This is a genomic window from Nitrosospira sp. TNL200 (assembly GCF_055386305.1).
On the sequence record NZ_AP041003.1, the window covers coordinates 534,510 to 556,844 of the forward strand.

The window sequence follows — 22,335 nt, forward strand, 5'->3', positions numbered from 1 at the left end:
TTTCTCTCCAGCCGGCTTAGCAAGAGGCGGCCTCAAGTAGTTGCTTCACCCGATACTCATCCATCTTTTTGTTATTTATAAAGAAGCCATTGTTTTTCATCCCGATGCCAGAAACCAGTTCCAGCTTATCGCTCTTTCGCTCGGCGTAGGAATAATCAAGCGATATCATCAGTTCCCGCAATTCCTGTTGTCGGTTGCCCCCTTCTGCCATGATAAGAGGGCTGTGTGTCCGCAGCGTATCGAGCGCACCTTTCAATACCTCATATTCCCACCCCTCCACATCCAGTTTGATGACGCTCACGCCGTTCCTCGGAATCAATTCCGGATGACTTGCCAACACGCTGTCCAGCGTTTGCACAGGCACCTCGAATTCACATATTCTCAGGGTGACACTTTTGATTCCCGACATCCAGCGATGTACGGAGTTATAGACATTCTCCGTCAGACTGTCCAGATGCGGATTTTCACTTGCTGATGTAAGGGCAGTGAGTGCGGTATCGTTTACAACGGGAACGGCAAATTTAAGAACTCCCGGCCTGCTTGATAGCGCGGTCATCAGGTAGCTGTAGCCTTCGGGATGTACGGCCAGGATTTTTGCCAGGCAATCCTGGTACAGGGGAATCGCCTCGAAAGAGACGATCTTGCTGCGGGTGCCTACGGACCACATTGATCCGGCGGAATAACCCCAATTCGCGCCGACATCGAGTATTACCTCTTCCTCGTCCTGAAAGGAACGGAATACCACGTAATCTTCATCATGAGGCTGATTCCGGGAAAGCATTTCCGGAATATAGTCGGGATGTCCGTCGAGCTGGATCCGGCTTATATCCGAAATGACGACATCATCTCCGCGGTGGCCTTGTATGTAGTACCTGTGAAAGACATCAAATATCTTTTCGCGCAGCGCGGGATCGTCTTTATCTATTGCGTGATCCGCATTTCCCTTGCTGATCTCGTATTTCCAGTTGCGAAGGGAAGCGATAATTTTTCTAGTGAATGCCGAAGACATGGCGTAGTCCCCATTGAAAAGGTCCCGGATTGGTTGCGACAGCTTGAAAACAGTATATAGCCCTGCTTCTGATCAATGGCTTGACTGGAATCGAACCTTGAAAAATATGCGCCAGTTTATGAAACCAATGAATTCAAAGCGGTACTGGGGGACGTGTGGCACCCATTCCATGAAGGCTTTCGTTTCTCCAAGCGTTGCGAGATAAGGCCAGTCATCGAACATGAGGATTGCGCCATCGCATAACCGTCCCGTTATGAAATCAAGGCATTCGACAGCGGGTCCGTAGAGATCACAATCGACCTTGGCAAAGCATATCTCCCCGATTTCCCCGGCTTCCGCTGTTTTGAAACTATCGGAGAACCATCCTTTTAACAGGTGAAGGTGTTTTCTCTCCTCAAAGCTAAGCACTTCCTGCACATATTCCAGGGAATGAGCGTATTGCCCCTTTTTCCAGGCATCCCCGTCATTTTTCGCATCTGGCTCGGGCAATCCTTCAAAACTGTCAAAACCGTACACTTCTCGCGTGATGTGATTCCGATCAAGATGGTCGAGAACATTTTTCAGCCAGCTTCCTGAAGCAACCCCGAACTCGACGATTGCGCCCGGTATCTTTTCTTCCTCCAACCCATCGATAAGATCGAGACAAAGCTCGTGTATCTGTTTTGCGGCGAATCCATTCAGTGCATCGGCATATTTGGAGCCTAATGGAAACGATGTTCCAAGCACGGCGCCTGGATAAGCGTTACAGGCCCCTACCGTTTTGTACATGAAAAAGTTGTAATCGAGGATGGGGTCGCCCATCGGGCTGGAATATAATTTCTGCATATCCTCTTCTGTCAGGCCCGCCTCGGCGATTCGTCTCAGTAGTTTTGCGGTCCACTCTGCCATGTATTCTATCTCGCACTATCGGCGGTTTTTGCGTCCATTTGGAAACGATTTGACTTTTGGTGAAAGGAATTAATTCGGCTGTTTTCCAGTTGTGCTTATCAGCCTCAGGTTAATATTTGAAGACGGGGAACAGATGTCAGGTTTCACCATTTCAAGTTTTTTCTGAAGTTGTCGCTTCTTTTCTTCGCTTTCTTTTTCGATGGCTCGCAATGAGCTCTCCAGTATTTCCTTCAGCGCCGGTTTCTGGTTCGATATCAGCATTATCGCCGAGGCAAGCTCATCCGTATTTGAGGGGACCAACTCTGTGCGGCCGATGAACTTATCGAACGTACCCCGCATCTTATCCGCGCTAGAATAGCCTTTCCCGACTCCCATCAGGCAAATGGGAATGACATGATTGCGAAATGCGGCTAATGCCAGATGCATGCGACCGCTTATCACCATGTCAAGTCCATCCAGAAGATTCAGGACTTCCGGATACGTAATCAGAGGATCCAGCAAGGATGCACTGGATTCATGGCCATTCGTCTTGAGCCATTCATATGCTATTTTCTGGTAATACGAGTCGGAGGGAAAATTCTCCCAGCAGCGCGTATCATTTGAAACCAGGAGGAAGTAGGGATCCTTGACCAGGGGATACAAAGTGGTAAGGACGTCAGCGACGTACTTTTCCCGATGAACGGAATCATGAATATCGGAAAATGAACGGAACGCATGCTCGCTGAAATTCAGCCCGATAGCGGTCTTTCCAGCAATCCTGGCTTCCGCAAAAAGCCTCTTCGCGGCACGGCACCGATCCGTTTCTTTTCTGGGGCAGTATATGAAGAAGTCGGGAAAAAATTCCGCGTTCAACCCTGTCTGTGCCTTGAATCGCCTGAGGGAGTGCAAATCCCGCAGATAAAAATGTGCGCCGGATAGTCGCTTGAGATGAGCAATGATTTCTCCGTGTACGTCCGAACGGAAGGAGCAGAATATGTGCACTGCCGCTCCGGCTGCCAGTACTGCTTCAGTCAGCTTCAAGCGCTCAAGGCTGTGTTCGAGCCCGCAAGTACCGTCTATGACATCTGCCCCCAGTACTATAAATACGTCATTTTGTGTGATGGAATCGTAAAACTCGGAAAAGGCCCCCGTGTATTCGCTAAATCCCCGAACCTCCCCTTCGGCGTAAATGTCGCTCCACAGGGGGGAATTCTCGGGATTCAGCAGCACGATCCCGGATGAACCGGCCAACAGGCTGAGGCATCCCCGTACCATTCCCTCGTCGCCTTTGCTGCCGGGGCTTGCCGGCGCCACCATAACATGCCGAAGTATCGGCTTTTTAATGCCCGTAGCCACTTTATTAGGCTGAGAAGCTGCAGGGGCGGAGTGGCTGTGGCCCGATCGAAGGGGCAGTATCTGCCCCGCCTGCTCCCGTTCTCCACTCGCCGACCGGCCTGCCGAACGCATAAGATCCAGTTTCGCGTGCATCTGCTCATCAAACTGCATCGACGTCAGGATATCCCTGATACGGTGGACCGCTTTGCGCCGCCGCTCGCGGGCTGCGCCGCCTGCTATCAGTCTCGACAAGTCGGCCACAAAGTCCTGTTCATCGAGGCAACCGCCCAGGACATCATAAACCGAAGCCGGCAATCCCCGCAGCGCATGGCGCGTGGCGACGATCGGCTTGCCATACTGGATGGCTTCGAGCGCCTTGATGGCTATTCCCCCTCCGTTCGTAATCGGAAGCAGAATGACATCCGCCTGGTGGTAGACGCACGAAATGTCTTCCACCATGCCCCGAAACGTTACATTGTCAAAGGTCTCTCCCACGAACGATTTCGATATTCCCCCAACGATTTCGAGATGCGCTTCCCCTTGGGCTACGAACGGCCATATCGCATTCAGGAACCACTTCAGGCTGCGTTCGTTCGCCGGATTTCGGCTGGCGACGATCAACAGCGTGATTGCACTGTCTTCGCCTGGCTTGTATCGTTCCGGTCCGTCTCTCTCAGGGGGAAGCGGCACTCCGGAAGGAAGGGGAATGTAATAAAAAAGATCAGCGACCGGCCGATGCTTGCCGATCAGGTCTATTTCATCCTGGCTTACCATGGTCACGCGATCGGCCTGATCGATGAAGCGCAACTCCTCATCCAGGCATGCGCTGAATGGTGCAGCCCGCATGCGTATATGCCGGTGATAGTCGTGGCTGACAAAATTGAGGGACTGAATGTCATGGGTATCGAGAAAGACCGGCCGGTCGGAACGGAGGCGTTTCGCAAGCGGAAGGGAAAAATAATGATTGACGTAAAGATAATCGATCCGGGCATCGGCAATCAATTTTCGGACAATGTCGGGCGTTACGCATTGTTGATAAAAAATGGGCATGAAGCCCGCGACTGTTTTGGGCCGTGTGCGCAAATACCTCGCACCGATCGACAGCAGGGCGTGCGGGCGTGATCCACGGCGCAGATTAAAGTGGAACGACGGTGCAATGTCGTTTTCAACTTCGGCGAGCTTGTGCTGGACGGTGATTTCGTCGTAAGACATCTTGTATGGCTGCAGCGCGACGTCTATCAGAATCGCGCCTCTGTCGTGAAACAATTTTCCGAGTTTGCCGAAAGTCGTGGCGCTACCTCATTTCATCCAGTCTGGCCGAACAAACAGGACTTTTTCGGGGCTTCGCTGAATCAGATTGGCGCGGGACAATTCTTCATCCCAGTCGACATTGCGCAGGCTGGACGAGCGCAAGGGCATTTCATGCAGCGAATCGAAATGCAATGACGGGATATGCTGGATCGATGAGTCCGAAACGGAGGAGTGGCTTGAGCCATCCCGCAATACTCGTACCCCCCACTTTTCGAGGGGGCGCAACTTTTGCGAATGGGAAGTTTGAGAAGATTCAGCACAGAGGAGAACTACCACCATCCCTTTTGGAGGGATCTTTGCATAGAGAAAGGCGAGTTCGACGAGCTTCAAGCCCGCCTCTGGACTCTGAGCGAAAAATACTGCTTTTGCATCCGGCTGATTCCAGGTCTGCATCCACTTCAATGCCTGCAGATGCTTGGCGCCGAGGCTGGAAAACCAGTAGCAGCCCCGAGCGGATTGGATTCTTCTCCACACCGCCCTGAAAAGAGCCAGTGGTTTCCTGGATGGAAAATCATCAGCGGTCCGGAAAGCGCGTACTCTCAGGCTGGGTTTGCGGAGGCGCGGGCCACGATATCTCCCGAGGATCCGTCCTTCGATCTTTACCCGGCCTCCAAGGCTTTCATCCAGCCGGGTGAGGTAGGAAAATGACTTGTAGTCATCCTCCTCGCCGGCCATATCGAAAATCGCGTATACATATTGTGGCAGATTGCTGTCGGTTTTCATCAGGGATTCATGCGGTGAACGGTTTTGCCGAATAGCTTGTCCTGTTGCCAAAACATTCCAGGTAGTGCATTTTTTTTGAAGCCCGGCCCCACTCGGCTTTCGAGGGAGAAAGAAAACAGCTTGCTATTGAACGCTAAAAGATTGTTCAGTAAGTGGAATACGATCCCTTATGCCTTTTTATAGCAGTCACGTGCCTGACGGCCGGGTTATCGTTTGTAATGCGGATTTTTGCGAAGTATACCTGAAGATAATGCCCGCGCATCCGTAAATCTGGCTGGGGATCGACAAACTCACGGACGGCAGAGGTTCCCGCGTGACGAAAAGAGGCGGATCACCCGGTGGATTGCGCCGCGGCATACCGGGCGGCAACCTCATCCATTGGACCGAATTCACGGATGCGCCCGCGGTCCATCCAGAGCGCCTTGTTGCACATCTGGTGAATGACGGTGTCACTGTGGGAAGCAAGCACCACGATTTTTGCGCGGTTTTGCAGGTCGAGCATTCGTCCTTCAGCTTTTTTCATGAATGACGCATCGCCTACGCCGATCACCTCGTCCAGTAAAAGTATATCCGCATCAACCGCGGTGGAAACCGCGAAAGCCAGCCTCAGCCGCATGCCGCTCGAATAAGTCCGCAGCGGCAAATCCAGATGGTCGCCGAGTTCCGTGAAGGCGGCGATTTCCTCTATCTTGCGCCTGATTTCGGCATCGCTCATTCCCAGGAGCAAACCGCGAAGGCGCAGATTCTGGCGGCCGGTGGAAAGTTCATCCATGCCCAGGGCGATATCGAGCAATGGCACGATGCGGCCGCGGCTATATATCTGCCCTGCCGTGGGAGCGTAAATACCTGCCAGCACCCGCAGCAGCGTACTCTTCCCCGCGCCATTGCGGCCGATCAGGCCCACCCGGTCGCCTTCCTGCAAGGTCAGGGTGAGGTCATCCAGCGCCCGGACGATTACCACGCCATCGTTATCCTTCCCGATGCGGTCGCGCCTTCCCAGGCGGGCAAGATGCATTTTCAGGGAACGCCCGCTCAGTTCAAATACCGGCAGATCGACACAAACATTATGCAGGCGAATGACGCTCATCCGGTCAAACCCAGTAGGGAATGCGCTTGAGATAGCGTTCAGTCAACGCCAGAGCCAGAAGCCAGCCCGCAACCGCCATGACTATGCCCACCGTCCAGGTCAGCATGTCGGGCGCGGTGCCAACCAGGGGACCTCGAACCAGTTCGAGCAGATGCGCAAACGGATTGTAGTCGATTATCCAGCGATGATCCTTGAGCATTCCGGGCTGAAAGAGGATGGGCGTCACATAAAACGCCATCTGCAGCATGGCGGCAATAATCTGGGGAAGATCGCGAAACCGGGCCGAGATGATGCCTGCAACCTGCCCGATCCACAGTGCGTTGAGAATGAAGAGCACCAGCCCGGGGAAAAAAAGAGAAACAGTCGACCAGTCCTTCGAGCCGAAGACAGCGAGCAGCAATATAACTATCAAAAAGTTATGTAAAAAAATAAGAAAGTTGCGCCATCCTGCCTGCAGCATGAACAGCAGCTTGGGCGTCGCAGTCTGGCGGATATATCCCGCGGAATTGATATAGGCCATGCAGCTTTCATTGATGATGCTGGTAAGCAGGCCCCAGAAAACGAGGCCTATGCCCATCATAGGCAAGTAGTCGGCGATATTCTGATTGAACAGTGCTCCATAAACCACGCCGATCGAGCCGACGATCACTCCCATCGATATGGTCAGCCAGAAGGGCCCCAAAGTGGAGCGGGCATAGCGCTGCCGTATCTCCAGCCAGCCCAGGAGGCACCATAAGCGCCATGCTGCGAGGCTTGACCTCAGATCCCGTAGTGCGGTTGCAAACATTTCGATGTGCGAGAAAACATGTCGGGAGTGTGGGGCATCTACGAAATCCTTCAATTTCAGCCCGCGTTCTTTTTATCCTGCAGCCGTTCAAAAGCGGGCTTGCGGCCAGATCAGCATGACAAACGCGAGTTTGAGCCCCGATCGTCTGTCTGATGGGCATTCTACTATGTTGGTAGCCTCGGAGTCGCGGGAATGGTCCGCCATACGGAAACAGCAGTACTGGCCCGTTCCATGCGCTCGCGACCCGATGGGGCAAACGGAGACCGGATAGCCCTGCGATGTTCACGTTTTCATTACCGACATTTGCGATATCTGGGATATTTACCATTCATAAATTTTTTCATGGGAAGATTGCATTTTTCCTGAGAGGTAATATAATTACGAATCATTATCATTAGTATTGTATATTGAGAGAGTCGATGGATAGCAGCATATTCCCGGAATCAACCCCGGGAAATAGGCGATCGTGATCGGCAGGAGTAAGTCATATCGCATCGCCTGCGGCATGCCCGCAACGATAAGCTTATCCTGGCCAAATAGTGAATAAGTGAACCGGAAACAGTGATATGTACGTTTGTGTCTGCAAAGGTGTAACCGATACCGCAATACGGGAGGCCGTCCACAGGGGCGCGGACCGGATGCGCGACTTGAAGGGCGGCCTTGGCGTGAGCGGGCAATGCGGGATATGTGCCTGTCATGCCAAGGAAGTTCTGGAGCAAGCTCTCATGCAAAAAAATGCGGCATCCCGGCATGCCGCATAGACATCTCTACGCCGTGGATATGCCCGGGAGCATGGGCCGAAGTGGAGCGAACATGAAACTGGCTAGCGCGGGCAGGATTGCCGCATCCATTATCCTTGCGATGGCTTTCTGGGCATCGGTTCAGGTCCATGCGGCGGTGAGGGAATACTGGATAGCCGCGGAAAAGGCGTCCTGGAATTATGCTCCCTCCGGCAAGAACCGGATCAAGCCCGAAGCGGGGTTGGGGGTATGGGGGGAAACCCTGGTTTACCAGAAATACCGTTATGTCGCCTACAAGGATGGCCGATATATCGCGCCTTTGCCCCAGCCCGAATGGATGGGCATCCTGGGCCCGCAGCTTCGGGCCGCGGTCGGTGACACGATCAAGGTCCATTTCCTGAACAGGACCGATCGTCCGCTTTCGATGCATCCGCACGGACTGTTCTATGACAAGAATAACGAGGGCGCGGATGGGTCGGGGCCGGGAGCAAGCGTGCCCCCAAACAAGTCTTATACCTATACCTGGGTGGCGGATGAGGATGCTGGTCCGGGCCCCGCCGATCCCTCCTCCATTGTCTGGCTCTACCACTCCCATGTCATGGAAGACGAAGAGCCCAATCTCGGTCTGGTGGGGACCATCATCGTTACGCGCAAAGGTATGGAACGCTCAAGCTCTGATCCGGCCCCACGCGACGTCGATCAGGAATTCATATCGCTGTTCATGATCTTCAATGAAGAAGAGGGCAAGGAAAGCGGGATGAAGCACACCATCAACGGCCGCATCTTCGGCAATCTGGATGGCTACAAAACCCATCTAGGAAAACGCGTTCGCTGGCATGTGGTGGCGCTTGGAAATGAAACCGATAACCATACGGTGCACTGGCATGGGCAGACTGTGCTTGACCATGGGCGCCGAACCGACGTCGTCGAAGTTATGCCGGCAAGCATGACCTCGGTGGACATGGTTCCGCGTTCCCCCGGACACTGGTTGCTGCATTGCCATGTGGACGACCACATGATGGCGGGCATGTCCACCCATTGGCATGTACTTCCCTGAGATTTTTTAAAACATACGGAAAATGGAAAATATCTGATGAAATTCCCGGAAAACTGTCCCGCCGCCATTGCCGGCCTTGCATGCCTCCTGTTCAGCATCAATGCGGGCGCCCACGCGCTATGGCTGGAGCAGGACAATGCCTCTGCCAGGCTTTATTTTGGCGAATATAGTGAAAATCTGCGTGAAACCTCGCCTGGCAGGCTCGACGATATCATCGAGCCAGCGGTGACGGTGGTTGATTCCGCAGGCGCCGAAAAGCCAGCCGCCGCCACTCGCCTGGATAATTACTTTGCCATACCCGATGGGGGCACGATACTGGTGCGGGCGCTCAAGCAGCGCATCCGGGACCCGCGCGCGGACAATCCCGGCGCAGTGTACCGGCGCTTTCTGTACGCGCGTTTCGGCAGCGGGGGCAGCTTGCCGCTCGACATAGAGAATACCGGCAATTTGCTGCGCTTGAGCTTCATGGGAAAGCCGCTGGCAAAAACCGAAATTATCGTCATTGCGCCGAACGGGTGGGAAAAGCATTTCAAAACGGATGAAAAGGGCGAGACGGCCTATTCGTTGCTGGAACCCGGTCTCTATGTCATCGAGGCCAAGCATGAGTTGAATAGTCCCGGGGTATTCGAGGGCAAGCCTTATACCATCGAAAGCCACAAAGTGACGGCCAGTTTCTACAAATGAGCATAGCCCACGACACACCTGTCGCCGGGAATCGGGACGACAGCCCACGGGCCGCGGAGCCCAGGGGATATCTCTTTTTATCGCAAGGCATGAAACGAGGCCGGTTCCTCGTGTGGTTGCGCCGGACGCACGCATGGATGGGATTGTGGGGCGCGGCCATGGGGTTGCTGTTCGGGGTAACCGGAATTCTGCTCAATCACCGCAACGAAATGAAGATCCCGCTGGCGAAGCACGAGGAAACACGGCAAGTGCTTACTCCACCCGGGGCAAGCCTCGAATCGCCGGAAACGCTGGAAGCCTGGCTGCGTGCCGAATTCAAATTGCCCGATGCCAAATCCCGCATTCAGAAAAAACCGGGCGGGCCTGCTCCCTGGGGAGGTGGCCAGGTCGAGCAGCCGGAGAACTGGCGCATCACGCTGACTGCTCCCAATTTGAGCGTGAATGCGGAGTACTGGAAGGGAGATGCGGCTACGCATGTCGAGCAGAAAGAAGCCAATGTGTGGGCAACACTGATCAGTTTTCATAAAGGCAGCGGGATGTCCAATGCCTGGATATTGCTTACCGATACCCTGGCCGGCGCCCTGCTCGTGCTCGCCATAACGGGCACCCTGCTGTGGAGCCGTCTGCATGGTCCGCGCCTTCTGGCCGCAAGCCTGATCGGCACTACGCTTACCGGGGTGCTGGCGCTATCGTTGAATTCGATTGTATGACGCCCCGATATGGGGAGACCATCGAGGAAGCGCTTCGTTAAAGATGCCTGCAAGACGTTTCTGAGCGGATGGCCTGCGCGTTTTTATGCGTGCGCATCCGCAAACAATTACAAAAACAGAGAGTATTACGATGAAATATTTATTCGGTTTCAAAAGGGGAGCGGGCGATATCGTCCGTATAGCCGTATTGGGCGCATGGGTATGGGGTTCGTCAAACGCGGTGGCCCAGGATGCGCTCGGCAAGGATCAGGAAAAAGGGGCCGAGCTCCCGGAAATAAAGGTGAGCACCGGGCGAGTGCGGCCAGGAACGCTCGAAGACGTGGCCCGCACCGGCACCAAGACAGATACGCCGCTGCGCGATGTTCCCGCCAGCGTGGCGGTCGTGCCTGCGTCCCTGCTGAAGGAGCAGGGCGTGATAAACATGGATGACGCCATGCGCAACGTCAGCAGCGTTCAACCCCTGATGGGCGGCGGTTATGGGTTTGCAAACAATTACACCTCACGCGGACTGCCATTGAGTTTTTTTCGCGACGACATGCCGGATGGAACGTCGCCGCAAAACGGCTACTATCGCACCATGTATGACGTCGAGCGCATCGAGGTGCTGAAAGGACCGGGGTCCGCGTTATTCGGCTCGGCCGGCCCTGGTGGCAGCATCAACATGATAACCAGGCAACCCAGAGGGGCCTTTGCCGCCTCCGCAGGGACCATGCTCGGCAGTTTCGGCACGCGCAACGGATATGCGGATGTGACTGGACCCATCGGGCAGAACTTCGCGGGGCGCGTCATCGCCGATCTGGAGCATGCGGACGGGTTTCGCGGGCTCAAGCGCAATGTCTTCGAGATTTCACCCACCTTGTTATGGCGCCTGGCCGATGACAAAACACTGCTGGTAGATTTCGATCACCGCGATATCCATATCAGGCCAGACAATTATGGAACGCTTTTTAATATCAATTCGCAGCTGGTGGTTCCCCGCGAAAATCGTTATTACACTCCCTTCAATAACACGACCAATACCATCAATCGCGTCACAGCTGTCCATAACTGGGCGATCTCGGCGGACCTGAGCATGCGCACCGCATTCACCTACGATGGACGTTTGCTCAATCTGGTCCGGAATGGAGGCGGCAACCAAGCCAATGGCGCCGGCATGATTACGGGACGTGACGTACGCTTTCAAACGGACCATCAGGCATTTGCCACGTTCCAGAACGAATTCATCTGGAAGAAGCATACCGGTCCAATCAAGCACACCTTCCTGGGAGGATTCGAATATAAAAATACGGATATCACCACCGTGCGTAATGATTTTTCGCTCCCCAACATAAGTCTTTTCGACCCAGCCGCAAACATGGAAACTTCGTTGAGTTCTACCGGTGTCAAATCGAAGGGACAAATATTCGATCGCCGGATCAATAGCGACCAGACGTCCTTCTATGCTCAGGATCAAATCGACCTGAGCGAGCAGTTCAAGCTTCGCCTGGGAATACGGAATGACCTCGTCCAGTGGAGCGACAAGGGTTTTCAGTCCGGGGTGGGATACCGGGAAATCGTACGCTCCCGCTCCTTGACCACTTATTCGACCGGCGGTGTTTATCAGCCTACCAAATATCTATCCTTTTATGCCGGCTACAGCACGGGGGCATTCATCAATCTGTCGACAGAGCCCACCGCCGTGGCGACGGCGCCCGAAACCTCCGACCAGATCGAGGTTGGGGCGAAAACGACATTGGTGGAAGGCAAGCTCGACCTGAATGTCGCGCTGTTCCAGACCAGCCGCAACAATTACTTTATCAACCTGAATCCGGCTGCAACCAATCTTCAAACGCAGGATGGAAAGGACCGTTCCCGCGGAGTGGAGGTCACGCTGGCCTTTCGCCCCCTTGCAGGGCTCAGCATTATCGGAAATGGCGTATGGATGGATCCCGAGACACTATCCCAGGCGAAGGCCGTCAACAATATTCTCGGCGTAAACCAGAGCATCCAGGGAAATCGTCCCGTGGGCGTAGCCACGAACATGGGCAATTTATGGGCCACTTATCAAATACAGACGGGCCTGGCGCAAGGCTTGATGTTCGGCTTTGGTGTCACCTACAAGGGAGATAGCTTTGCCGATACCCTGAATCTTCTGAGGGTGCCGTCCTATGTGGTTTACGATGCGGCCGTCTCATACCGGGTAAAAAGAATGGAAGTCGCGGTCAACGTCAAGAACCTCACCGACAAAACCTACTATACCAACCCCACATTTGCCGGCGCACTGCCCGGCAACCCGCTCAGCGCCTTCGGTTCCATCCGTTTCTATTTCAACTAGGGTAGCGCTGAACAAATTCTCGTTGAGCGCGTTGCTGGTAAAATCGGGATGATCATAAGGCACGCGACGCAGGTCGTAGCCGGGACTACGATGCCAGAGCGCGCCAATGTATACATGGGGCGCCAGCAGCCCGCTACGGGGTCGCATCTTCCTTTTGAAGACACTGCTCCGCCCTGCGCGGTCGCACCATTCGCGTCGTCGCCTTTCGCGCATCCCATCCCGCAAAGCCACCGCCGCGCCAGCGGAGATTTTTTTGTCATTGTCGAAGACCAGGCGTTGCTGGAAATCCGGTTTCCAGCAACCAGCCTTTACCTGGTTATCCATTTCTGGAGTGGCTGTTGCTGTGTTCCAGCAGGCGATTTTGGCAATATCATTCGAAACCAGCTCTGATCCATAGGGTCCAGGCCATCAAAAATATGCTGCATGGCTTTATTTTCCGGGGAAATCGAGCGGAAAAAAGCGACGCCTGGCCTTCTTCAAATTCCTATTCAACTAATTGTTTAATAAGGATATTAGCTTATATTAACCACTTTCTCCTGTAAGATTTTACAGCTATTCGGGGACGCCCATAAGTTGTTTCATAGCATCGTCATTAACCAACCAGGACGGTGCAAAAAATGGGTCAAATCATGCTGGCGCAACATGGAAACGGATCTCTCGATCAACGCACGGTTTTAGGAATGTATCGGCTGAGGCATGAGGTTTTTCACGATCGGCTGGGCTGGGAAGTTACCACGGATAATGGAATGGAGCACGATGAGTTCGACCATGCCAATCCGGTATATGTCCTGGCGAAGGGAGAAGAGGATGAAGTGCTCGGTTGCTGGCGGCTGCTGCCGACGACTGGTCCCAACATGCTGCGCGATACATTTCCGCAATTATTGCACGGGCAGCCCGCACCCCAGCAATCAGACGTATGGGAACTCAGCCGCTTTGCGGTAACGGTTCCGAAATACCAGAGCGCGGGGTTCGGCTTCAGTGATATCCCCGTCAAAATGATGGAGACGCTGTTTCTTTTCGCCCGGCATAACGGAATAAGGCGATATGTGACCGTGACTACGGTGGCGGTCGAGAGGTTGATACGCAAGCTCGGCGTAAATCTTTCCAGACTGGGTGCACCCATCAGGATAGGTCGGGTACTGACCGTGGCTTGCTATATAGAAATCGACGCCATCACCGAGTTTGCCTTGTTCGGCACGCTTCCGGAAAATGCGCAAAGGAAGGCAGCATGAATATCCTTCTCGTTGGAGGCGGGAAAAATCCGCGCGGATTGCTGCACTTGCTGCTTGAGAAGTCCAAGCACAGGCTGGAGCGGAAATCGCTGGAAAGTTTTCCGGGGCAGGACCTGGAGGCCTACGATATGGTCCTCGTCGATGGCAATGTATATGGGTGCGCCCAGCAGGCCAGCCTGTTGCAGTGGATCAGGGAGGCAAGGCGGCGTTTTCCCCATCTGCCGGTAGCGGTAATGAGCGACGTGGGAGCGACCGCAGCTTCGGAGATTGACCCGATGGGCGACGAAATGCCGGGTGCCTGTGGCGTTTTTGAATCAGGCGACGGAGTACTGAACATGCGTTGCCGCTTGCAGGAACTTGCCCTGGGGGAAACAGCGGCATTGATGCGTGACGATTACGCGCGAACTCCACTCGACCCCGTCACTTTTGAATACTCGGGACCAAAATGCAACATCATCCCGATGTCAAAGAAGCAGAGCTGACCAGGGCGCTTGGCCATAGGCCGGCTAGGCCCTGCGCTTCGCGCCTTGCCCTCACGCTTTTTCACACAGCAAGGCGGGCGCGAAACAAGTGTCAATAGAGTCAATAGGCCCTGACCATTTCAGAGAGTCATGAAATTTTAAAAAAACCTTCATTCGAATGCCATTTGCTCCGGTTAGTCTGATACCGCCAAGACCTCAGACTGGCTTCAGCCGGTTCATAACAGGAGATAACAATGAAGGCGCTACCACACCTGCGGACTGCCGCTGGGGAATCAAACACTCCCGTTTCCACCAGTGAACGGCGCGCGCAGGGCTCGGCCCTCATGCCGAGCCGAATCGACGGGGCGGAGATCGGCAGCAGGCGTGCGGATCTCATCGAGCAAGAAGACCTGAATTGCGGATTTCCCCGGCGATCCCGAAATTCCACCCCTATTCGGTTATTCAAGGAGATGCCGCGCTATTCCAAAGAAAAAAAACGCTTTGGATAGCCATTGCCCCGAATTGTTTACCCCGGACGAAGTGAACCGGGTAGCGCTCAATCCGAACCTCCCAGGGAGCCCCGAATGATAATTCGCGTAGCCGAGGCATGCAGGAATTCCGGAGAAGCCGAACAGCCGGTCGAACCCCTCCGTACTCAGGGACATGGTACCGTGCTCCAGGCCTTGGTCGAGTTTTATGAAGCCAGTCAAACCCAGGATGAGGAGGAAGCCGAGGTTGATCTCATGGTGCAATTGAGCGGCATGGTCAACCACGATTGGCGGATGGAAGACCCGGAATTTACCGGGCCGGTTTCCGGCTGAAATAACGGCCGTAGCCGGGTCGGCGAGCAAACCCGGACCAACGCGGTTTCACTCAATTCGGATGCGATGCGAAAAGCCCGGAAGGCATCAGGAGTTGCGCACGAACACCCCAGTCTTTCCTGTCTTGCGCAGCATCTTGTTCACTTCGTCGGCATGCATTTCTTCCTGGACAATGAGCGCCCGCGCATACTCTTCCAGCACCACCGATTTTCCCTGGGTCAATTCCAGCAGTTGATAATATGCCGAACACGCCTCGCTTTCGTGCGCAAGCGATTCCCTGAGTATATCCCCGATATCTTCATGATGTTTTTCCAGCAATGGTCCAATACCGAGTGAAGGATATCCACCCAGCAAAGTGATCATTTCACCCGCCTTATGCGCATGCAGCAACCCTTCCTCCGCTTCCTTCTTCAGCCACTCCACTATGGGAATGCGATTGTAGCCGTAAACCATCAATGAATAGTGGGTGTACCTCACCACCCCCGCGAGCTCCATTTCCAGGATTCTGTTCAGCAATGCGATTGCCTTGTCTTTATCAAAGTTGTCGTCCATGCGTTCCTCCGTTGTGTTGCACAATTCAGGGTAAGTCCAAGTCTAAAATTCACTTCGCGGCGATAGGCCGGTAGTGCTCCAGAATCTATAATTTATAAGGCCTCGGCATGGCTGCTCAGGTATTCGGCTACGCCTTCCGGACTGGGTTTCATACCCGGTTCGCCGCTTCTCCATCCGGCAGGACAGACCTCGCCGTGGCTTTCATGAAACTGCAAGGCATCCACCATGCGCAGCATTTCATCGACATCGCGGCCGAGCGGCAGGTCATTGACCACCTGATGCCGCACGATGCATTGCTTGTCGATCAGGAAGGAAGCCCGCAACGCCACGTGATCGGGATGAACCACGCCGTAGGCCTGCATGATTTCCCCTCCCAGGTCGGATACCAGGGTAATCTCCACAGGGCCGATGCCACCTTTGTCGACTCCGGTGTTACGCCAGGCATAGTGGGTGAATTGCGAGTCTACGGATACGCCAATGACCTCCACATCCCGTTTGCGAAACTCTTCCGCGCGGTGGGAATGGGCGAGGATTTCCGATGGGCAGACGAAAGTAAAGTCGAGAGGATAAAAAAACAGGACGGCATACTTTCCGGAAATTTCATTATGAAAGTTGAAAGCATCGTTGAAGGTGCCATCCGCGAGAACGGCGGGCTTGGTAAAATCAGGCGCAAGATGCGTGACGAGCACAGACATTCACAACCTCCTGGTCAATGAGAGTTGGGTAAATTCGAAGTGCGAAAATCCTGTGTTTTTCTGCGCGAGGTCGGCCAATCCGGCCTCGCCCCTGTCTTCCGATCCATTCAGGATTGACGCCCAAGACGTTCGGGGATTACTTTTTTATTCTCGCCTGTTTTCGTAAACGCGTCTGTGCGCCGCACCTCACAGGAACGGCGTGGCTGGCGGCCGGCATGCATTGCTATCAGGGGTTGCGGGGGTTGTGGGGGTTGCGGGGAGAGTAGATCCACTGATTCAACAGGCGGCGCGCCGCATCGGGAATTTCTGAAGCAGCCATTCCCACCGGACCTCCATGATCTTCCCGCAGCACATCCGCCGCCGCGCCGTGGAGGTGGACCGACAGCGGCAAGGCTTTTTCCGGCCCCAATCCCTGCGCGAGCAGCGCGCCTATCATGCCGGACAATATGTCGCCAGTTCCCGCGCTGCTCAACCCCGGATTGCCGCTGGTGTTGATATAGCATTTACCGGACGGCATGGCCGATATGCTGCCCGCGCCTTTCAATAACGCCTGGCAATCATATCGCTTCGCGAGACTTATTGCGGCATTCAAGCGGTCGCTTTCGATCACGGAAATATCGCTGTCCAGCAGCCGCGCGGCCTCGGCGGGGTGTGGCGTGAGAATGGAGGGAGCCTTTCTTTTCGGGGAGCGCTCCCGCAGCAGGCTCGCGAGCCGGGGTTGCAAGGCAATGAGGTTTAATGCATCCGCATCCAGCACCAGCGGCAGGCTGGTTTCGAGGGCACAGCGAAGCCAGGCGCCGGCTTCGACCGCCATCCCCAATCCCGGGCCGATCACAAGGCAATTCAGGTTATCGAGATCAAGCACTTCGGCGACCGGTCGCAGCATCAATTCCGGCTGCGCGGTATCCACTTTCGGCGCGTTATCCGCAAGCAGGCCGAGATAAACGCGGCCCGCGCCCAGTTTCAGCGCTGCGGTTCCTGCCAGAAGCGCGGCGCCAACCATGCCCGTCGCGCCGCCAATGATGCCGATGCTGCCAAACATGCCCTTATGGCTGCTTGCGGGCCGGGGTGGCGGTAGCAGTTCATCGGCATGCGTGCGGTCCATCATCCAGCAGTTGGGCTCAAGAAGGGAAGGTGCATCGAGACCCAGGTCGCGCAGGATGATTTCTCCGCAATATTCCGGGCCCCGAGCCGTGAGCAGGCCAGGTTTGAGGCCAATGAATGTGACGGTCAGCAGAGCATGAATGGCTTCTCCGCGTATATTGCCCGTATCGCTGCCCAGGCCGCTTGGAACATCGATCGCCAGCACCGGCAGCTTCATGCGGTTTACCGCGCGGACCAGATCGAGAACCTTCCCTGCGAGATCCCGCCCCCCCTTTTGATCCAGTCCGATGCCGAACAGGCCATCCACGACGCCATCCCAACATCCGTTTTCTGGTAATTCGACCAGGATTTCCCCTCCCTGGACAAGCCATGCATCCAGCGCGTGCCGCGCATCCATCGGCAGGCTGGCGCGCTCACCGGTAAATATCAGCGTCACATCGAATCCCCACATCCGCAGGTGGCGGGCAGCGACAAAAGCATCGCCGCCATTATTTCCCGGTCCGGCGAGCACCAGCACCTTGTGCTTTTCACCCATCAGCAGCCTGTAGCGCGCAACCTCGGCGGTTGCCAGTCCCGCCTTCTCCATCAGGGCGGGGCGGCCAGGTGCCGCAGCCACAAGCTGTTCGATGTTCCGGATTTCCGCAGCTGTAAAAATCGCGTTGGAGGTATTCCGGTTGGAGGTGTTCTGCCTGGCGAGGTCCATGCAATCCCTTTCAGATATTCATCAGTTTTCGGGCCGCTTGCCTTCTCGTGTAAAATCGCGCCTTCAACTTATCGGCCTTATCGGTTCCCTTCCCGGATGCTTCGATTTCGTGGCGGCAACGCGCTTTCTCCTTTTCGTCTTGAAAAACTGCTGGCCGCCGTTAAAGCGCTGGTTCCGCAAGTTTCCCATATTCGCGCCGAGTATTGGTATTTTTGCAATACGGCAGGTGACCTGGATAAGCGGCAACTTTGCATTTTGCACACGCTGCTCGGATGTGATACAGATAAGGCGGGCCTGAACCAGCCCGATCCCGAAGAGGGATTGCTGCTGGTGCTGCCTCGCCCGGGTACGATATCACCCTGGTCGACGAAAGCCACCGATATCGCTTGTCATTGCGGACTGGATGCGGTGGACCGGCTGGAACGGGGCGTTGTCTTTTACATCCGCGGCGAGGATGATCGGAATATCGAATTTATCCGTCCCGGGGATAGCGGAAATAGTCCGAACCGGCTGCTGGGACTGCTTCATGACCGGATGACGGAGGCGGTATTCGGGTCCTTCGCTGAGGCGGAAAACAGGCTGTTCAGGCAATTGGAGCCCGCAGCATTCACAACCGTCGATGTGCTGGCCGGCGGAACCGCTGCCTTGCAGCAGGCCAACCAGACCATGGGGCTGGCCCTGTCGCCTGAAGAGATGGCGTATTTTGCCGGCTACTTCCTGCGTATCCACCGCAATCCCTCGGACACGGAACTGATGATGTTCGCCCAAGCCAATTCCGAGCATTGCCGCCACAAGATATTCAACGCCGACTGGATAATAGATGGCGAGGCGCAGGCGAAATCCTTGTTTTCGATGATCCGCAATACGCATCATGCCCATCCCCAGGGAACCGTGGTGGCATACGCGGATAACTCGGCCATTATCGAAGGCGCGGTAATCTCGCGCTTTTATCCAGGGCCGGCAGGCGTCTATGGTTATGCCGACGAGGAAACGCATATTGCGATGAAAGTGGAAACGCATAATCATCCTACCGCCATTTCTCCTTACCCGGGGGCCGCGACCGGCGTGGGCGGCGAGATTCGCGACGAAGGGGCCACTGGACGAGGCGCGAGGCCGAGAGCGGGGCTCAGCGGCTTCTCGGTATCGAACCTGAATATTCCCGGGTTTATCCAGCCATGGGAAGTATACCGGGAAGCAGAGGCGGAGGATCGATCCTATGGCAGGCCCGCGCGGATTGCATCGGCCTTGCAGATCATGCTGGAAGCGCCTATCGGTGCCGCGGCATTCAACAACGAATTTGGACGGCCCAATCTCGCAGGGTATTTCCGGACTTTCGAGGAACTTGTGGCCGGCCAGATGCGCGGATATCACAAACCCATCATGCTCGCCGGCGGCATGGGGCATGTGGCCGCCCTTCATTCGTTCAAGGAGCGGTTTGCGGAGGATGCGCTGCTGATCCAGCTGGGCGGGCCGGGAATGCTGATCGGCCTGGGCGGTGGCGCCGCTTCGAGCATGGGTACCGGGGAAAATGCCGAAGAGCTTGATTTCGATTCGGTGCAGCGGGGCAATGCGGAAATGGAACGGCGCGCGCAGGAGGTGATCGACCATTGCTGGCAGATGGAGCGCCAGGGTGGCGCCAATCCCATACTCTCGATTCACGACGTGGGCGCAGGCGGCTTGTCGAATGCGCTGCCTGAATTGCTGCATGGAGCCGGGCAGGGCGGGGTTTTCGATCTCCGCGATATTCCGTCGGAAGAACAGGGAATGTCGCCCATGCAGATATGGAGCAACGAGGCGCAGGAGCGCTACGTGCTCGCGATCATGCCGGAATCCCTGGAACTATTCGAGGCGATTTGCAAGCGGGAACGATGCCCGTTTGCGGTGGTAGGCAGAGCGACGTCCCGGGAGCAGTTGATAGTGGCTGATCCGTTCTTTCACAATCGGCCGGTCGATATGGATCTCTCGGTGCTTCTGGGCAAGCCGCCCAGGATGGTTCGGGAGGCCGCGCGCCGGAAGAACCTGCCAGAGTCATTCGATGCGGCGGAATGGAACCTGCAGGAAGCCGCATACCGCATACTCAGATTGCCTGCGGTAGCGGACAAGACCTTTCTCGTCAGCATCGGGGACCGCACTATCGGAGGCATGACGGCGCGTGATCAAATGGTTGGACCATGGCAAGTGCCGGTAGCGGATGCGGCAGTGATCCTGATGAGCTACCAGGGTTATCAGGGCGAAGCCTTTGCCATGGGCGAGAGAGCGCCTCTGGCTTTGATTGATCCTGCTGCCTCGGCACGCATGGCGATAGGCGAGGCGATAACGAATATCGCCGCAGCGCGGATACGGAATATCGAAGAGATCAAGCTCTCGGCAAACTGGATGACTGCAGCGGGCCATCCTGGTGAAGACGCTGCATTATATGATGCTGTACGCGCGGTGGGTATGGAGTTCTGTCCCGCGTTGGGGATCAGCATCCCCGTGGGCAAAGATTCCATGTCGATGAAGACAGCGTGGAACGAAGCAAAGGAGGAGGCCGGGGAGAAGATGACGGAAGCCAAAGAGGTCATCGCTCCGCTTTCCCTGGTTGTTTCCGCATTTGCAAGGGTAGTGGATGTGCGCGGTACACTTACTCCTCAGCTGCGAACAGACGAAGGAGAGACAGAACTCATCCTGATCGATCTGGGCTCGGGCAGAAATCGCCTGGGCGGCTCGGCGCTGGCGCAGATCTATAAGCGGGTCGGCAACGAGGCGCCGGATATCGAGGGTCCGGAGGGTCCTCAGAAACTAAAGAGTTTTTTTGCTGCCATACAGCGAATGAACCAGGAAGGGAGGATACTTGCCTATCACGACCGGTCCGATGGAGGTTTGTTTGCCACCTTGTGCGAAATGGCGTTCGCGGGCCGGGTGGGGGTGACAGTAAACCTGGACCAGTTGTGTTTCGATGAACTTTCCAATGATATAGACGGTTACGAATTGCGGCCTGAAGTACTGAATGGCAGGTTCCGGGAGCGCATCGCTTCCGCTCTGTTCAATGAGGAACTCGGCGCCGTGATCCAGGTGCGAACGGCACAGCGGACCGAAGTGCTGGATGCGCTGTCGCAGGAGGGTTTGCGCGAGGCAAGTTTTGTTATTGGCGGACTCAACGGGGGGGACGAAATCCGGTTTCTGCGCAACAATCGGCCGGTCCTGGCCGAGAAGCGCATCGACCTGCATCGCGCCTGGTCGGAGACCACCTGCAACATGCAGCAGCGGCGGGACAATCCGGAATGCGCCCGGCAGGAATATGATCGGATCCTGGACACCGATGACCCTGGCCTGCATGCGCACGTGAGCTTCGATATGGCCGCCGAGGCGCCTTTCCTTCCTATCCATGGACGGGAGAAACCGCGGATCGCGATCCTGCGCGAGCAGGGAGTCAACGGCCACGTGGAAATGGCTGCTGCCTTTGATCGCGCCGGTTTTGCCGCGGTTGACGTGCATATGAGCGATATTATCGAGGGGCGTGTGTCCTTGACGGATTATAGGGGTTTCGCGGCGTGTGGCGGGTTTTCATACGGCGATGTCCTGGGCGCGGGGAAGGGATGGGCTGGTTCCATCCTGTTCAACCTTCGTGCCCGCACGGAATTCGAAGACTTTTTCCGGCGGGAGGACACTTTTGCGCTGGGTGTTTGCAACGGCTGCCAGATGATGAGCCATCTTCGCGAAATCATCCCGGGCGCCGCGCTCTGGCCGGATTTCGTCCACAATAAATCGGCGCAATTCGAGGCGCGTTTTGTTATGGTAGAGGTTCAGCGCAGTCCTTCGATATTCTTCGAGGGCATGGCTGGAAGCAGATTGCCGGTCGTTGTTTCGCATGGCGAAGGTTATGCGGAATTTCCGGATGAAAACAGAATGAAAGCTGCCCTGCCGCAGGTTCCCCTGCTTTTTGTGGATAACCGCGGCAATCCGACGGAGATCTATCCTCTCAATCCGAGCGGTTCGCCGCTGGGGATTACCGGCTTGACCACTCCGGATGGCCGCTTCACCATACTCATGCCTCATCCCGAGCGAAGTTTTCTCGCTGTTCAGCAATCCTGGCATCCCGGATGGTCGGGGGATTCGCCCTGGATGAGAATGTTCGCGAATGCGCGAAAATGGGTGGGATGA

At 55.5% G+C, this 22,335-nt stretch carries 20 protein-coding genes; 11 read left to right on the forward strand and 9 right to left on the reverse strand.

Going from position 1 to position 22,335, the window contains the following annotated elements; all coding sequences use genetic code 11:
* Positions 1–16: 16 nt before the first annotated feature.
* The 6 genes from ACZ5CE_RS02475 to ACZ5CE_RS02500 all read right to left on the reverse strand — a co-directional run bounded on the left by ACZ5CE_RS02475 (position 17) and on the right by ACZ5CE_RS02500 (position 7,119).
* Complete coding sequence (locus ACZ5CE_RS02475) at positions 17–1,009, reverse strand: FkbM family methyltransferase (protein ID WP_464576176.1); 993 nt, start codon at positions 1,007–1,009, stop codon at positions 17–19.
* A gap of 72 nt (positions 1,010–1,081) precedes the next feature.
* Positions 1,082–1,897, reverse strand: a complete 816-nt coding sequence (locus tag ACZ5CE_RS02480) for a TylF/MycF/NovP-related O-methyltransferase (RefSeq protein ID WP_464576177.1) — start codon at positions 1,895–1,897, stop codon at positions 1,082–1,084.
* Positions 1,898–1,966: 69 nt separating this feature from the next.
* Positions 1,967–4,477 carry a glycosyltransferase gene (locus ACZ5CE_RS02485; RefSeq protein ID WP_464576178.1) on the reverse strand — a complete coding sequence of 837 codons (2,511 nt, stop codon included), beginning with the start codon at positions 4,475–4,477 and terminating at the stop codon, positions 1,967–1,969.
* A gap of 33 nt (positions 4,478–4,510) precedes the next feature.
* Positions 4,511–5,245 (reverse strand): hypothetical protein, encoded by a 735-nt coding sequence (locus ACZ5CE_RS02490; protein WP_464576179.1) that lies wholly within the window; start codon positions 5,243–5,245, stop codon positions 4,511–4,513.
* Between the two features lie 331 nt (positions 5,246–5,576).
* Positions 5,577–6,332, reverse strand: a complete 756-nt coding sequence (locus ACZ5CE_RS02495; protein ID WP_464576180.1) for an ABC transporter ATP-binding protein — start codon at positions 6,330–6,332, stop codon at positions 5,577–5,579.
* Between the two features lie 4 nt (positions 6,333–6,336).
* Positions 6,337–7,119, reverse strand: coding sequence for an ABC transporter permease (locus tag ACZ5CE_RS02500; RefSeq protein WP_464576181.1), 783 nt, complete (start codon positions 7,117–7,119; stop codon positions 6,337–6,339).
* Positions 7,120–7,685: 566 nt separating this feature from the next.
* Here ACZ5CE_RS02500 and ACZ5CE_RS02505 point away from each other — a divergent pair.
* The 10 genes from ACZ5CE_RS02505 (at position 7,686) to ACZ5CE_RS02550 (ending at position 15,138) form a co-directional block, all read left to right on the forward strand.
* Positions 7,686–7,880 carry a (2Fe-2S)-binding protein gene (locus tag ACZ5CE_RS02505; protein ID WP_464576182.1) on the forward strand — a complete coding sequence of 65 codons (195 nt, stop codon included), beginning with the start codon at positions 7,686–7,688 and terminating at the stop codon, positions 7,878–7,880.
* Positions 7,881–7,932: 52 nt separating this feature from the next.
* Positions 7,933–8,916: a multicopper oxidase domain-containing protein gene (locus ACZ5CE_RS02510; RefSeq protein WP_464576183.1), complete on the forward strand. Its 984-nt coding sequence runs from the start codon at positions 7,933–7,935 to the stop codon at positions 8,914–8,916.
* Positions 8,917–8,952: 36 nt separating this feature from the next.
* Complete coding sequence (locus ACZ5CE_RS02515) at positions 8,953–9,600, forward strand: DUF4198 domain-containing protein (protein WP_464576184.1); 648 nt, start codon at positions 8,953–8,955, stop codon at positions 9,598–9,600.
* Positions 9,597–10,310 carry a PepSY-associated TM helix domain-containing protein gene (locus ACZ5CE_RS02520; protein ID WP_464576185.1) on the forward strand — a complete coding sequence of 238 codons (714 nt, stop codon included), beginning with the start codon at positions 9,597–9,599 and terminating at the stop codon, positions 10,308–10,310. Before ACZ5CE_RS02515 ends, ACZ5CE_RS02520 begins: the two co-directional genes overlap by 4 nt.
* A 130-nt stretch (positions 10,311–10,440) precedes the next feature.
* Positions 10,441–12,624, forward strand: coding sequence for a TonB-dependent receptor (locus ACZ5CE_RS02525; RefSeq protein ID WP_464576186.1), 2,184 nt, complete (start codon positions 10,441–10,443; stop codon positions 12,622–12,624).
* Between the two features lie 48 nt (positions 12,625–12,672).
* On the forward strand, positions 12,673–13,014 hold the full coding sequence (locus tag ACZ5CE_RS02530; protein WP_464576187.1) for a hypothetical protein: 342 nt from the start codon (positions 12,673–12,675) through the stop codon (positions 13,012–13,014).
* A gap of 227 nt (positions 13,015–13,241) precedes the next feature.
* The gene (locus ACZ5CE_RS02535; protein ID WP_464576188.1) at positions 13,242–13,856 is read left to right on the forward strand and encodes an acyl-homoserine-lactone synthase; all 615 of its coding nucleotides are present in this window, start codon (positions 13,242–13,244) and stop codon (positions 13,854–13,856) included.
* Entirely contained in the window at positions 13,853–14,338 is a 486-nt protein-coding gene (locus ACZ5CE_RS02540; protein ID WP_464576189.1) for a hypothetical protein, read from the forward strand. Before ACZ5CE_RS02535 ends, ACZ5CE_RS02540 begins: the two co-directional genes overlap by 4 nt.
* Before the next feature lie 233 nt (positions 14,339–14,571).
* Positions 14,572–14,826, forward strand: a complete 255-nt coding sequence (locus tag ACZ5CE_RS02545) for a hypothetical protein (RefSeq protein WP_464576190.1) — start codon at positions 14,572–14,574, stop codon at positions 14,824–14,826.
* 75 nt (positions 14,827–14,901) lie between these two features.
* Positions 14,902–15,138, forward strand: a complete 237-nt coding sequence (locus ACZ5CE_RS02550; RefSeq protein ID WP_464576191.1) for a hypothetical protein — start codon at positions 14,902–14,904, stop codon at positions 15,136–15,138.
* Positions 15,139–15,225: 87 nt separating this feature from the next.
* Here the strand turns inward: ACZ5CE_RS02550 and ACZ5CE_RS02555 are convergent, their stop codons facing one another.
* The 3 genes from ACZ5CE_RS02555 to ACZ5CE_RS02565 all read right to left on the reverse strand — a co-directional run bounded on the left by ACZ5CE_RS02555 (position 15,226) and on the right by ACZ5CE_RS02565 (position 18,192).
* Entirely contained in the window at positions 15,226–15,690 is a 465-nt protein-coding gene (locus ACZ5CE_RS02555; RefSeq protein WP_464576192.1) for a ferritin-like domain-containing protein, read from the reverse strand.
* Between the two features lie 92 nt (positions 15,691–15,782).
* On the reverse strand, positions 15,783–16,385 hold the full coding sequence (locus tag ACZ5CE_RS02560; protein WP_464576193.1) for a peroxiredoxin: 603 nt from the start codon (positions 16,383–16,385) through the stop codon (positions 15,783–15,785).
* Positions 16,386–16,611: 226 nt separating this feature from the next.
* Entirely contained in the window at positions 16,612–18,192 is a 1,581-nt protein-coding gene (locus tag ACZ5CE_RS02565) for an NAD(P)H-hydrate dehydratase (RefSeq protein ID WP_464576194.1), read from the reverse strand.
* A 96-nt stretch (positions 18,193–18,288) separates the two neighbouring features.
* Here ACZ5CE_RS02565 and purL point away from each other — a divergent pair, with 96 nt between their 5' ends.
* On the forward strand, positions 18,289–22,335 hold the full coding sequence (purL, locus tag ACZ5CE_RS02570) for a phosphoribosylformylglycinamidine synthase (RefSeq protein ID WP_464576195.1): 4,047 nt from the start codon (positions 18,289–18,291) through the stop codon (positions 22,333–22,335).